Below are 13,862 nucleotides of genomic sequence, written 5' to 3' on the forward strand. Positions count from 1 at the left end.
CACGTCGGGCACGCGCTTCCGAAGGGCATGCGGGTGGAAATGACGGCGAGCGTCATTGCTCCCCCGGCGCAATTCGCCTACATAGCGGGCCAAATTCCAATTCCCGCGGAGCATTGATCGAGCATGGCGCGTCAATTTATCTATCACATGGCCGGGCTGAACAAAGCCTACGGCACCAAGAAGGTCCTGGAGAACGTCCATCTTTCGTTCTACCCGGACGCAAAGATCGGTATTCTCGGCCCGAACGGTGCTGGTAAGTCAACGGTCCTGCGCATCATGGCCGGCCTCGACAAGGAATATACGGGTGAGGCCTGGCTCGCCGAAGGCGCAACCCTCGGCTACCTGCCGCAGGAACCGCATCTGAATGCCGAGAAGGACGTGCTCGGCAACGTCATGGAAGGCGTGGCCCATAAGACGGCCGTGCTTGAGCGGTACAACGAGTTGATGATGAACTATTCCGACGAGACGGCCGACGAAGGTGCGCGTCTCCAGGACGTCATCGACAGCCAGAATCTCTGGGATCTCGACAGCCAGGTCGAAATGGCCATGGACGCCCTGCGCTGCCCCCCGGCGGATGCCGACGTCACTGCGCTATCGGGCGGTGAACGCCGCCGCGTGGCACTCTGCAAGCTGCTTCTGTCGCAGCCGGACCTTCTGCTTCTCGACGAACCGACCAACCATTTGGACGCCGAAACGATCGCCTGGCTCGAAAAGCACCTGCGGGAATATCCGGGTGCCGTCATGATGATCACCCACGATCGCTACTTCCTCGACAACGTCACGGGCTGGATCCTCGAGCTCGACCGCGGCCGCGGCATTCCGTACGAAGGCAACTACTCCGCCTACCTGCAGTCCAAGGCCAAGCGCCTTGCTCAGGAAGGTCGCGAGGACGTCGCCAAGCAGAAGGCGCTGTCGCGCGAACAGGAATGGATGGCGTCCAGCCCCCGTGCCCGTCAGGCCAAGTCGAAGGCGCGTATCCGGGCCTATGACGAGTTGGTGGAAGCAGCGGAAAACCGGAAGCCCGGCGAAGCGCAGATCGTTATCCCGGTCGGAGAGCGGCTGGGGACGGTGGTCATCGAGGCCGAGAACCTTTCGAAGAGCTATGGCGACCGCTTGCTGATCGACAACCTGACGTTCAAGCTTCCTCCGGGCGGCATCGTCGGCGTGATCGGGCCGAACGGCGCCGGCAAGACGACGCTGTTCCGCATGATCACGGGTCAGGAAACACCGGACAGCGGCTCGATCACTGTCGGTGAAACGGTCGATCTCGGCTATGTCGACCAGAGCCGCGACTCGCTCGGTGGCGACAAGACCGTCTGGGAAGAGATTTCCGGCGGAAACGACATCATCAAGCTCGGCAAGTACGACATGAACAGCCGCGCCTATTGCGGTGCGTTCAACTTCAAGGGCGGCGATCAGCAGCAGAAGGTGGGCTCGCTCTCGGGCGGTCAGCGTAACCGCGTGCACCTCGCCAAGATGCTGAAGGACGGCGGCAACGTCATCCTCCTCGACGAACCGACCAACGACCTCGATACGGAAACGCTCTCGGCCTTGGAAGAGGCTCTGGAAGCCTTCGCAGGCTGCGCCGTGATCATCAGCCACGATCGCATGTTCCTCGACCGGCTCGCCACACATATTCTCGCTTTCGAGGGCGACAGCCATGTGGAATGGTTCGAAGGCAACTTCGAAGACTACGAAAAGGACAAGGTCCGTCGTCTCGGCCCGGACTCCGTCAACCCGCGCCGCGTCACCTACAAGCGCCTGACGCGGTAAGTGCTGGCTCGGTCGGATCGCTTTGAGCGTGCCGTTTCTTCGGGAGCGGCACGCCGACAGTTGTCGAGTGTGTCGATTGCACGCGAGATAAGGCGTGACTCAGGCCAGACGTCATGTGCCTCTGGGTAAAGCTCATGCGTTGGATGTGAAGCACGGTGGTGACCTCGTAGGCGTATCGTTTGCATTGCGAGTGTTATTCGGCCTGTACCGCACGAATCTTCGATTGGAAACGATTTCAGGATAAACTTGCGCCAGTTGTAGAGTGTCGCGGCGTCCCTGAGCGCGTTATATATGACGCAGCAGCACTTTAGGGCGTGGGCCTCAAGCTCTGAATGTGGGTCGAAACTTGTCTTGCCAGTGCATCCGGGTGGGAAATCGCTGTGTCCAAGGTCAGATCGGGTGGCACGTCCCATGGCTCGTAGCGATGTGTCACGATCCGATCCCATGATGGTTTGACCAGGCCGATGACATCGCTTTGACGGGTTTCAGCGCGCCTCCGGTGTTCGTCGAGATCGCTGCAGATCAGGGCTACGTCGAGTGCCATTGTGCCTGTCTCTGCCGCAACGGACCGCCATGCCTTTCTGGATGCTTCGACCGGATTGACGCAATCGGCGACGACAATGTGGCCAAGACGAAGGTTGTCGGCGGCAATAGCTTGGGCGACGACATATCCGAGCGGACTATCTTCCTTATGACGGTGGTCGGAGTGGAGAGCATGCTCGATCGTGTCGATGCGGAGATGGACGGCGTGCAAATGGCGGCAAACGCGGGTTGCGATCGTCGTCTTTCCGATTCCTGGCAAACCTGAGAAAACGATAAGCATCGACACACCACGTGCTTTGGAGCCGGTTGGACAACGTTAGTATCCTACGTTTCATGACCGTCCTGTCCATGACGGATATCGTCAAGCCCGTCTTTCCGCTTGCAGGCCTCCCATTTATCACATAAACATATCTTTATGTGTTGATGGGAAGAGCATGATAAACGAGACTGGATTGCGGCTGGATGAGGTGGTGGATGTGCTGAAGGCGGCGGGGGAGCCGACGCGCCTGCGATTGCTCGCTCTTCTGGCTGCCGGAGATCTGACGGTGACGGATCTGACCGAGATTCTCGGGCAGTCGCAGCCACGGATTTCCCGTCATCTCAAGCTCCTCACGGAAGCCGCCCTGATCGACCGCTATCAGGAAGGGGCCTGGGCGTATTTTCGCCTGAGGGGGCAGGGACAGAGTGTCGCGTTGGTCCGGCAGATCCTCGGCGCGGCGGATGGCGACGATGCCGTTCTCGCCCGCGATAGCGAGCGGCTGACCGCGCTGAAGCAGGCCCGGTCCGATCGTGCGCAGGCCTATTTCAGCCGCAACGCTGCGGAGTGGGACGCCATGCGGCGGTTTCATGTGAGCGAAGCGGAGGTCGAGGCAGCGCTGGTTGCCGCCGTCGGGCCGGAGCCGGTCGAGAGCCTGCTCGATCTCGGGACAGGCACCGGACGTATCCTGCAGCTCTTTCAGGGTCTCTACCAGACCGCCACGGGCGTGGATGCAAGCCGGGACATGCTGGCGGTTGCACGCGCCAACCTCGACCGCACCGGGGTCTCCACGGCCTCCGTGCGCCACGGCGATATCTTCAACCTGCCGCTCGATGGCCGTCAGTTCGATCTGGTGACGATCCATCAGGTCCTCCATTTTCTCGAAGCGCCGGAAGCGGCGATCGAGGAGGCGGCGCGCCTGCTGGCGCCCGGTGGACGTCTGGCGATCGTCGATCTCGCGCCGCACGCGCTCGAGCATCTGCGGCAGGACCACGCCCATTTCCGCCTTGGGTTTTCCCACCAGATCATGGGGGAGTGGCTGGAGACATCCGGTCTTGCCGTCCAGCGCGTCATCGATCTCTCGCCGAAGGCGGCGCAGGATACGCCGCTCACCGTGACCATCTGGATCGCCGGCAAGCCCGCCGATTCCTCTGCCGACCAGACCCGACGTCTTGCTTCAGGAGCCCGCTGAATGTCCACCCGCACGCTTTATCCGGCCGAGCGCGGCGATCTGCGCCTCTCCTTCGAGTATTTTCCGCCGAAATCCGAGGAAATGGACGCGCAACTGACGCGGACGGCCGCGACCCTGAACGCGTATGCCCCGGAATTCGTCAGCGTCACCTATGGGGCGGGCGGCTCCACCAAGGCACGCTCGCTCACCACGGTTCGCCGCCTGATCGACGACTGTTCCATTCCGGGCACGGCGGCGCACCTCACCTGCGTCGGTGCGACGCGGGCCGAAGTCGATGCCGTCGTCGAGGAGTTCGCGGCGGCCGGTGTCCGGCATTTCGTGGCACTGCGCGGCGATCCGCAGGGCGGCATTGGTGCGCAGTACCAGCCCTTTCCGGATGGCTATGAGAATGCCGCGGCGCTCGTAGCTGCGCTTTCCCGCAGCGGCCGGTTCCAGATTTCGGTTTCCGCCTATCCCGAGAAGCATCCGGAAAGTTCGGATGTCGATGCCGATATCGATATGCTCAAGCGGAAGGTCGACAATGGCGCGACACGGGCCTTGACCCAGTTCTTCTTCGACAACAATGACTTCGAGCGCTATCTGGAGCGTGTTCGCAAGGCCGGCATCTCGATACCCGTCGTTCCCGGCATCCTGCCGATCAATCAGTTCGGGCAGGTTTCGAAGTTTGCGGGTCTCTGTGGCGCGCGTATTCCCGAAGCCTTGTCGGCCCGGCTTGCTCATCTCGACGAGTCTCCGGAAGAGCGTTTCAAGGAGGCGACGCATATTGCGGCCGAGCAGATCGTGGATCTCGCGCGCCGCGGTGTTCGGGATTTTCATCTCTACACGATGAACCGCTCGCCGCTGATCACGGCCGTCTGCGATCTTGTGGGTTTCAAGCGTACGGATGAGGCAGTTGTCGAGGGTGCCGCTGCCTGAAATTGAGCCCGGACGTACAAAAGCCCTCGAAGGTTCATTTCGAGGGCTTTTGCATGCCAGATCAGGGAGACGATATCCTCCCGTCCCACGCTGAGAGTTTCCCGTCGGCCTCCATCCTCAAGGCCACCGGGATTTTCATCTCCTCCTAGATGAAGAGCATCATCGCAACGAATGCGAACGAGGCACCTATCATGAGAACATTCACGGACCGTGCGATTCCCATTCAACCCTCCAAGCGTTAACGCGTGAAACATAGGTTGAAAATGTCACACCTCCAAGGAAATCTTGTGCTGCACTGCGGTGCCTTGGGAAGCGGAAAGGTGCGCAAAAAGTCTAGGTCCTTGCGTTTGCTGATCTAATCCGCATTAACGGATTGTTCTCAGCTGTTAACAACTTCCTGCGCCAGGGCGATGATCGTTAACGCCTGCGGCCGAAATGCGACAGATCGGATGGCGATGTCCCGTGTCGCGTGATGTCTATGGCGTCCTGCTGCGGGCCAGCAGGCGCCCATCCAGCACGATCAGGCCGGCTGCAATCAGCGTCATGCCGCCGATGTCTGTGGCGTCGAGACGCTCGCCGAGGAACACGAGCCCGAAGAGGAGGGCGCTCGGCGGCACCAGCAGGGTGACGAGCGAGGTATTCGTCGCGCCGGCCCGCGCCATGATCCGGAAGAACAGGATATAGCCGTAGGCGGTGGAGACGAGCGCCAGCGCGAGGATGGCGAGGATCGTCGTCAGCGGCGGCATCGCCAGCGTCCAAGGATGATCCGCCAGCAGCGAGACGGGCAGCATGATCAGGCTCGAGGCGGTCAACTGGCCGGCGGCGGTGACCGGAGGCGCGAGCGAACGGAAGCGGCGGCCATAAATGCCCGCAAGGCCATAGCTGACAGCGGCGCCGAGCGGCAGGAGCAAAGCCCAGAGCGGGATGCCAGCGGAGGTTGCGCCGAGATGGCCGAGAGCGCTCGGGCCGATGAGGAAGACCGTGCCGGCAAGGCCGAGTGCGGTGCCACCCAGTTTCCGCGGGCTCAGCTTCTCGTCGTCGGTCAGTGCGTGGGCAATCAGCACGGTCCAGATCGGCGTCGTCGCATTGAGGATGGAGGCGAGGCCGGCACCGATCTGCGTCTGCCCAAGGAAGATTAGGCTGTGCGGGATCGCATTGTTGATGAGCCCGAGGACGAGGAACGCACGCCACCGTGCGACGAGCTGGGCGTAGATGTCGAACCGGCCGCGAATGAAAAGATGGAGTGCTATCGCGGCAATGGAGACGCGCAGGAACACCAGCGTGAAGGCGGGAACGTGCTGAACGGCGATGCGGCCGAAGAAGAACGAGGCGCCCCAGATGAGCCCGAGCAGCGCCAAAAGGCCCCACGTAAGCGGCGTCATCCGCGTTTCCACCGGTGTCATTGCGATCGACATGCTGCGTCCCTCTTCCTAGCCTGAATGTCCGCTCCAATATTTGTACGGCGGGACATGATGCTCCGGGCTGTAGCGTTTTGCATGTGCGTCCTCCACCCGTTTCTTGCGGTGCTCGGCAGGAAGGGCAGGAGCATCGGGCCGCCGATGTCCCGATGGGTTGACCTTGCCGGCTTGATGTCGATCATGACGGCATGTTCGCATCCGTTGCCGTATACCGGTGGCGCGCTGAGTCGATGCGCATGGACCGAGGGAGACGACGCTGCAGCCATTATCCGCCGCACACACGGCCGCAGAGGCGGCCGGTCATGGACAGGATCTTGTCTCGATCGCGCTGGTCATCGCGGTAGCCGCCCTCATGGGTCTGGGCTTTTTGCGACTGCGCCAGCCGCCGCTCGTCGGGTTCATCCTGGCCGGCGTCGCGCTGGGGCCGACAGGTCTCGGGTTCATCGCCGATAGCGCCAATGTGACGCTGCTGGCGGAGATGGGGGTGATCGTGCTCCTGTTCTTCATCGGCATGGAGCTCTCCATCCGCGCCTTCATCCTCAGTCTCCGGCAGGCCTTGCTGGTTGCAGGCGGGCAGATCGGTGTTTCCGTCGGGGTGGCCCTGCTGGTCTCGGCGATATCCGGCACGCCGTTTGCCGAAGGGCTCATTCTCGGTTTCGTGGTTGCGCTTTCGTCCACCGTCGTTGCGATGAAGATGCTCGACGATCGCGGGGAGCTGCGCAGCGAGACCGGCCGCATCGCCGTCGGCGTGCTGATCGCGCAGGATATTGCCGTCGTGCCAATGCTGATCCTCGTCACCAGCCTCGGCGGTGCGGATAGCGGTGAGATCGGGGTGCTGCAGATCGCGGTCAAGATGCTGCTTGCGATCGGGCTGCTTGGCGGTTTGCTTTGGTGGCTCGGGCGACGGGGTAAGCTGCGGCTGCCGTTCAGCGCGGCTATCGAGGACAAGGTGGAGATCCTGGCGTTGGGCGCGCTTGCCGTATGTTTTTCCGCCGCTGCTCTGTCGGGCGTTGCGGGCATGTCGCCGGCCTATGGCGCCTTTCTCGCCGGTATCGTTATCGGCAATTCGACGCTGCGGTCGCGGGTCATTCCGGTCATTGAGCCGATCCAGAGCGTGCTTCTCGTCGCCTTCTTCCTGTCGATCGGGCTTCTGATCGACCTGACCTTCATGGCCGAGCATCTGTTTCTGGTGCTCTCGCTGGCCATCGTGGTCATCGCGGCCAAGACGGTGCTGAACATCGCGCTGTTGCGCCGCACCGGTTCGCCGCCGCAGGTGGCGCTGGTAGCCGGGCTTTCCATGGCGCAGATCGGCGAATTCTCGTTCGTGCTGGCCGCCGCAGGGCTGTCGGCCGGGGCGCTCGATCTCGATGCCTATCGCATCGCCATCGCCGTTACGGCCCTGTCTCTGCTCGTGTCGCCGCTCTGGGTATCGATCATGCATCGGCTGGACGGGCTGGCCGCCGAACACCGCGAGAGCTACCGCCATGCCTTTGCGATCGCCTATGCCCGGGAGCTTGCCGAGGTGTCGCGCGGCGGGGCGGCGCTGTTGGGGATCGGGCGGGCACTTCGCGTCCGCTATCGCGCGTTGCGGCTTGCCCGGCAGCATCGGCGTGATCGAGCTGACGGGGAGTGATCGCATAACGCGAAACGCCGCGGTCGTTTCCAACACGCGGCGTTTCGGAGCCTCAGGATTGCAAGGGCTTACGGCAGGGCGTCGAGAACGGCCTGCGTCGCCCAGCCATCTGCGGGGATGCCGAGGCGCAGCTGTTCGCGCTGCAGCGCGGCGCGGGTGCCGGAGCCGAGAATGCCGTCGATCTTGCCGACGTCATGGCCGATGGCGTCGAGCTTGGTCTGCAGCACCTTCATCTGCTCGTCGTTCAGGCCCTGGTCCGGGTTGCGTGCCTCATAGGGCGGCGCGCCGGCGAGGCGGGTGGCGAAGTAGGCGGCGGAGGTCGTGTAGATGAACGACTGGTTCCATTCGAGATAGATGTTGAAGTTCGGATAGGTCATGAACGCCACGCCCTTGCGGCCCTGCGGAATGACCACCGAGGCGGCGAGATCGCCGAACTGCGTGTTGCCGTCGCGCGGTTTTATGCCGAGTGCGAACCACTGTCCCGTGGTCATGCCCGGCTGCAGGCCCGTTTTCTCCCAGGGCAGATTCTCAGGCAGGGTGACTTCCTGGATCCATGGCTGTCCGGCGGTGTAGCCGAGGCTCTTGATGAACTTTGCCGCCGTCAGGATGGCGTCGGCCGAGCTTTCCTTCAGATTGACGTGGCCGTCGCCATCGCCATCGACGCCCTGCGCGATGATGTCTTCCGGCAGCATCTGGACCTGGCCGATCTCGCCGGCCCAGGCACCCGTCGTCGTCGCCGGATCGAGGTCGCCATGCTGAACCATCTCGATGGCGGCGATCAGCTGCGGGCGGAACATTTCCGGTCGGCGGCAGTCATGGGCGAGCGTGACCAGTGCGTTGCGGGTGTTGAAGTTGCCCTGCACGGCGCCGAAGTCGGTTTCCATCGCCCAGAAGGCGGTGATGACAGGGGCGGGCACGCCATATTCCTGCTCGGCGCGGGCAAAGACGCTGGCATATTCCTTCATCTTCTTCGCGCCGATATCGAGCCGCGCCTTGCTGACGGTGCGGTTGGAGAATTCCGCGAAGGTCTGCTTGAAGACGCCCTGCGCCCGGTCGCGGCCAAGCACTTTCTCATCGATGACGGCGCCGGCCAGCGCGCGATCGACCACGTCGGCCGGAATGCCCTTGGCGACGGCTTCCGTCTTCACACCGCTGAGGAAGGCTGCCAGATCGCCGCCGCAGGGTGCTGCTGGTGCCGCAGCGGCCGGAGCCGCGACCGGCGGTGTCGCGGTCTGTGCCGATGCCGTTCCCGAAACGGCAGCCGACGTCATGAGCGCTAGCAAACTGGCGGTGACGAGGCGGGACGAGAGCGGGCGTGTGCTAGGCATAGGTGGGTCCTTCAAGACGGTTCGGGCAAGATGACGGCAAACAGAGGGCCGCCGGTCGCAGGACCGGCGGCGTCAGGCCGATTTCACACGGCAATAGGGCGGAATGAAGAGCGGCGGCCAACGAAAAGCAGCAGGCGCAGGGCCGTCAGTTTCCGGCCACCTGCTTCGGCTCGGAAACGGCCTTCACCCACTTGCGCCAGTTCTTCTCGGAACCTGCGAAGACGTTGATGTCGGTGTTTCCGGAAATGCCGGGGATCTGGCCGGTGCTGGTGTACTGCCAGAAGGCCCAGCGGCGGTCCTTGTAGATTTCGACCGGATGCTTGGCGACGGAGCGCACCCAGAAGTGATGCTCGTTAAACTGCCCGACGAGATTGTCGCGGTGGAAATCGACGGAGGTATAGATGATCGGGCGCTTGCCGTAATAGGCCTCGAGCCGGTCCATGAAGCGCTTCATCTCGCTCTGGACGGTCAGCGGCGAGGGGCGGTAGCGGCAGGTCTTGGATTCGCCGTTCCACTCCACGTCCAGCACCGGCGGCAGGTGAACGGCGCTTCTGGGAACGTTGCGGATGAACCAGTCGGCCTGCTCGTCGGCTGTCGAGCAGAAGTAATAGAAATGATAGGGCGCGTAGGCGATGCCGGCCGCGCGGGCCTTCGGCCAGTATTCCGAGAAACGCGTATCGACCACGTCCTTGCCCTCGGTCGCCTTGATGAAGGCGAAGGACACGCCGGACTGCTTGACGGCTGCCCAGTCGATATCGCCCTGCCACTTGGACACGTCGATGCCGTGAATGCTGTGGTGCTGGGGCGTGCGATCACCGAAATCCTGCGGGTCCTTATCGTGGAAACGCGGCGGTATGGATGCCGTCTGTACGAGGTCGTAATCGGTGGACGTGCACGCAGACAGGAGCGTGACAAGCGGCAGAAGAGCGAGGAGCAGCCGGCGCATGGAGTTCCCGTTCGTTGATGATGGAACGTTGTGCCTCACCCGTGGCTGCCCATTCGTGCTGACCCCCCGGAGACCTTGAACCCCATTTTCATCATATCAACGTAAAAATTGGGTTAGTTTCAAGCCCTGATCGTAGCATAGCGTTCGTGGCTTGTGTCAGACGGCCCATTCGGACGGCTCGTTCCGGCGAGATTTCCGGCCTTCAGCTGCGTTTTGCACCGGTCCCGGCGGTTGGGAGAAATGTCATGTGCGCCGGCAGGTGATGAGCCAGGCATAGCCCCGGCCGATGGATCGGGTCGCGGTGACCATGCCGCGGGCATGAGCCTTCGCTGCGACGACCGACATTAGATGCGCCCGAGGCGTGACGTGGAAGCGGGTGAGCCAGGCCGTGAGGATGCGGCGGGCGATCGGCGGCAGGCCTTCCTGCTGGCCGAAATCCGCGATGTGCAGGGCGCCGCCCGGTGCGAGCGCGTCGAGCGCGGTCTCCACGGCCTTCTCCCAGTCGGGAATCATCGACAGGGCGTAGGAGATGACGACGTGGTCGAAACCCTCGACACCGAAGGCGCGTGCGTCGAAATCCGTGGCATCGGCCGTCTTCAAGGTCGCGTTTCTGCCGGCGAGCGCCTTCTCGGCGGATATGAGCATTTCCGTCGAAATATCGAGGCCATAAAGCTTTGCACGGGGGTAGCGTCTGGCAATCAGCGCCAGATTTCGCCCGGTGCCACACCCCACTTCCAATACGCTGGCACCGCTTGCCGCGCCCAGCTCTTCTATGAGCGTATCCCGCCCGAAGAGGTAGTATTTGCGCGTGGCATCGTAGATGTGACGCTGTGTCCGGTACATCCGGTCCATGCGACCGGCATGGGCGCTGTCGGAAACCATGGCGTCGCGCATGCGGCTCACGCCTGCCTGCGGTAGATGTGGAAGCCGCCGTAGATTGCCGAGCGGTCCTTGACGTTCAGGGCGCCAGACCTCGTGCGGTCGTAGTGCCAGTGTGAAAGCAGGCTTTCCGACACGCGGCCCTCGAGGATGCTGCGTTCGGCCGCGGTGCGGAAGATGACGACGGCGCCCGGAGCGGCGGTGCGGGTGATTTCGGTCCAGAGGTCGTTGAGCTGCTGGTCCGTCATCCAGTCCTGTGCATCGAGAAGGACATAGCGATCCACCGTGCCCGGCTGCTTGCGCGCGAGGAGGTCGGTAAAGCTTTCGTGATGGACGTGCACCCGCTCCGCATTGTCGCGAATCGCCTCGTAGGCTTCCGGCTGGAGATGGAGCGGCAGCATGCCTTCGTGCGGCAAGGGGTAGCGGCGGCCGAAGGCCTGCCAGGCGAAGTAGTTGTGTCGAAGCGGGAAATGGCAGACGAGCTTTTCCAGCCGGTGGCGAAGCACCGGCGCCAACGTCTTCTCGGTGCTGAGGCTTGCCAGCTCGTCGAACTGCTGCGGCGGGATGCCGAGGCCGAAGAGGGAACTCTTGCGGCCCGTCAGCCAGCGGATCACAGGACGCTCGAACAGAGGCGCAAGGCGCTCGTCGAAGAACTGGCGTTGCTCGCGCAGGGAGCGGGTGGCGACAAGTTCGGAAGGATCGACGCCATGGGCGCGGGCCAGCATGTGGCTGAGCCAGATGAAGCGCCCGAGCAGGCCGGTGCGATAGAGATTGGCGCCGAAGACGGAGATGCGCCGGCGACCGTTCAGCTTGCGGCCTTCCCAGTAGCTGCGCGTGGACGCATCGAGATGCGGCGCGATGAACCGGTCGTAGGCGGCGACGTTGGACGTCAGCTGTTCGCGGGCGAGGAAGCGGACGAGGTCGCTATGCGCGGGAAGATGGCGGAAGGCGGCAAGCTTCAGCCGGTTCAGCGCCACATGATGCCTGTTCAGATCCACGACATCGATGCGCTCCGGCGTGGCGGAGAGATAGGCGAGCATATTGCAGCCGCCGGAGCCGATGGTAACGATGTGGTGCTCCGGGCGGATCTGCATCGCCTCCATGTCCACGGCGGGATCTTCCCAGATCTGGGGATAGACGAGGCCGGAGAAGAGAAGACCGAAGAGACGCTCCGACAGTCCGGACGCCGTCAGTGGCTGGTGCTGGATCAGCGCCTTGCGAAGCTTCTGGTTCTTGCGCCCGCTGGGCGCATCCGCAACGCGCGGGGAGGAGACGAGATCGATGGGCGCCAGATCGGTCATGGTTAACAGCCGTTCGTTGAAGATGCGACGCTTCTAGGATGCTTGCGCAACACTTTCGTGACGCGGGCTGTGGACCTCCGGTGCAACGCCCGGATCGTTTACCAAACCTTCAGAGTCCGCTTGGCAGGCCGCTGCAGATCAACCAAAAGTATAGCTTGGCGACGTCTGCCGGTCGTCTAAACGGCCGCGGAGGGCGTGGCGCCCGCGAAGCAGGTGATTCCTTTTGGAAAGAACATGATGTTGACGTGGCTGCAGAAGAGGCGATGCGAGCGAAAGAGCGTGACGGATACGAACGGCGACCGCGACACGGCGTCACCGATCGCACCGATCCTGCACATCGATCATCTCACCGGCATTTCCAACCGTTTCGCGCTCGAACACGACCTGACGGCGGTGTTGAGCCGTCCGCAGGGTCAAGGGCGAGGTGCGCTGCTGTTGATTGATCTCGACCGGTTCAAATTCATCAACGACGCGATGGACCATTCTGCCGGCGATGAAGTGTTGATCCGCATCGCCAAGCGTCTCTCCAATGTGCTGACCGGGGTTGGAACGATCTACCGGCTGGGCGCAGACGAATTCGCGGTCCACGTTGCCGGATCTCCGTCCCGTGGCAAGATCGAGGATATCTGCGCGACGATCAAAACCGTTCTGGGTACGCCCTTTGAGCTCACGGCCGGCGAGGTCTGGATCGTGGGGAGCATCGGCATCGCCGTGCCGGCGCCCGAGGACGTGTCCATGTCGGCGCTGTTGCGTCGCGCGGATCTCGCCGTGATGAAGGCAAAACAGATCGCCGGCAACAGCCATGTCTTCTACGAGACTGGCATGTCGGCCGAGGCATCGGCCCGCTCGGAGCTGGAATACGATCTTTCGCGGGCGCTCGACCGGAACGAGTTCTTCCTCGAATACCAGCCGATCGTCTGCTCGGAAACGCGCATGATCAAGGCTTTCGAAGCGCTGATCCGGTGGCGGCATCCGCAGAAGGGCGTGATCGCACCCGACCAGTTCATCTCCATCGCCGAGGCGACGGGCCTCATCCTGCCGATCGGGAATTGGGTCATTCGCACGGCCTGCGAGGAGGCCATGCGCTGGCCGTCGCCGATCGGCGTTGCCGTCAATGTGGCGGGCGATCAGTTCCGCGATCCGACCTTCCTGCCCTATGTCCGGGATTGCTTGCGCCAGTCGGGTCTCGCGCCCGAGCGCCTGACGGTCGAAGTGACCGAATCGATCTTCTCGGTCGATCCTTCCATCATCTCCGACAGCCTGACGGAACTCCGGGCGGAGGGCGTGAAGATCGCGCTCGACGACTTCGGTATCGGCTTTTCCTCGATCAACAATCTGCGCCGGTTCCCTCTCGATCACCTGAAGATCGACCGGTCCTTCACCGCGGCCATGCTGGGCAGCAAGCGGGATGCGGAGCTTGTCGATATCATTCTGAAGCTCGGCTCCACCTTCGATGTGTCCACGACGGTCGAGGGCGTGGAAACGGAACCGCAGCTGGAATATGCGCGCTCGCGTGGCGCCAATGCCATACAGGGCTTCCTCATCTCGCGCCCCGTGGCGGCGGGCGACGTTTCGGCCATTCTGGACCGTAACCGCGTGCACCACGCGAAAGCCTGAGCCAAGCGACAATCGGTCCTGCGGGTTGCGCTCCCCCCGTCGAAACGGCCATAGTGGTAAC

General features: G+C 62.9%; 11 protein-coding genes. 5 read left to right on the top strand and 6 right to left on the bottom strand.

Annotation, left to right across the window (positions count from 1 at the left end; translation table 11 throughout):
• The first annotated feature begins 123 nt into the window (after positions 1–123).
• Positions 124–1,773, top strand: coding sequence for an energy-dependent translational throttle protein EttA (gene ettA / locus G8E10_RS12340; protein WP_110799222.1), 1,650 nt, complete (start codon positions 124–126; stop codon positions 1,771–1,773).
• Between the two features lie 307 nt (positions 1,774–2,080).
• Here ettA and G8E10_RS26290 read toward each other — a convergent pair whose 3' ends face one another.
• Positions 2,081–2,596, bottom strand: coding sequence for a P-loop nucleotide/nucleoside kinase family protein (locus tag G8E10_RS26290; protein WP_167129236.1), 516 nt, complete (start codon positions 2,594–2,596; stop codon positions 2,081–2,083).
• 154 nt (positions 2,597–2,750) lie between these two features.
• Between G8E10_RS26290 and G8E10_RS12350 the strand changes: the two genes are divergently transcribed.
• Together G8E10_RS12350 and metF are read left to right on the top strand one after the other, a co-directional pair.
• A complete protein-coding gene (locus G8E10_RS12350; protein ID WP_167129238.1) occupies positions 2,751–3,764 on the top strand; it encodes an ArsR/SmtB family transcription factor in 1,014 nt (337 codons plus the stop codon).
• A complete protein-coding gene (gene metF, locus G8E10_RS12355; protein ID WP_167129240.1) occupies positions 3,765–4,679 on the top strand; it encodes a methylenetetrahydrofolate reductase [NAD(P)H] in 915 nt (304 codons plus the stop codon).
• A gap of 476 nt (positions 4,680–5,155) precedes the next feature.
• Here metF and G8E10_RS12360 read toward each other — a convergent pair whose 3' ends face one another.
• Positions 5,156–6,094 (bottom strand): DMT family transporter, encoded by a 939-nt coding sequence (locus G8E10_RS12360; protein WP_167129242.1) that lies wholly within the window; start codon positions 6,092–6,094, stop codon positions 5,156–5,158.
• A gap of 337 nt (positions 6,095–6,431) precedes the next feature.
• Between G8E10_RS12360 and G8E10_RS12365 the strand changes: the two genes are divergently transcribed.
• Positions 6,432–7,730: a cation:proton antiporter domain-containing protein gene (locus G8E10_RS12365; RefSeq protein ID WP_343289739.1), complete on the top strand. Its 1,299-nt coding sequence runs from the start codon at positions 6,432–6,434 to the stop codon at positions 7,728–7,730.
• A 68-nt stretch (positions 7,731–7,798) separates the two neighbouring features.
• Here the strand turns inward: G8E10_RS12365 and G8E10_RS12370 are convergent, their stop codons facing one another.
• The 4 genes from G8E10_RS12370 to G8E10_RS12385 form a co-directional block, all read right to left on the bottom strand.
• Positions 7,799–9,058 carry a lytic murein transglycosylase gene (locus tag G8E10_RS12370; RefSeq protein WP_281517544.1) on the bottom strand — a complete coding sequence of 420 codons (1,260 nt, stop codon included), beginning with the start codon at positions 9,056–9,058 and terminating at the stop codon, positions 7,799–7,801.
• Positions 9,059–9,203: 145 nt separating this feature from the next.
• Positions 9,204–10,004, bottom strand: a complete 801-nt coding sequence (locus tag G8E10_RS12375) for a glycoside hydrolase family 25 protein (RefSeq protein WP_110799216.1) — start codon at positions 10,002–10,004, stop codon at positions 9,204–9,206.
• 243 nt (positions 10,005–10,247) lie between these two features.
• A complete protein-coding gene (locus G8E10_RS12380) occupies positions 10,248–10,898 on the bottom strand; it encodes a class I SAM-dependent methyltransferase (RefSeq protein WP_167129246.1) in 651 nt (216 codons plus the stop codon).
• A 5-nt stretch (positions 10,899–10,903) separates the two neighbouring features.
• Positions 10,904–12,184, bottom strand: coding sequence for a BtaA family protein (locus G8E10_RS12385; RefSeq protein ID WP_167129248.1), 1,281 nt, complete (start codon positions 12,182–12,184; stop codon positions 10,904–10,906).
• Positions 12,185–12,418: 234 nt separating this feature from the next.
• Here G8E10_RS12385 and G8E10_RS12390 point away from each other — a divergent pair, with 234 nt between their 5' ends.
• Entirely contained in the window at positions 12,419–13,801 is a 1,383-nt protein-coding gene (locus G8E10_RS12390; RefSeq protein ID WP_167129251.1) for a putative bifunctional diguanylate cyclase/phosphodiesterase, read from the top strand.
• Positions 13,802–13,862: the final 61 nt, after the last annotated feature.

The organism is Ferranicluibacter rubi (assembly GCF_011603255.1).
Lineage (GTDB): Bacteria > Pseudomonadota > Alphaproteobacteria > Rhizobiales > Rhizobiaceae > Ferranicluibacter > Ferranicluibacter rubi.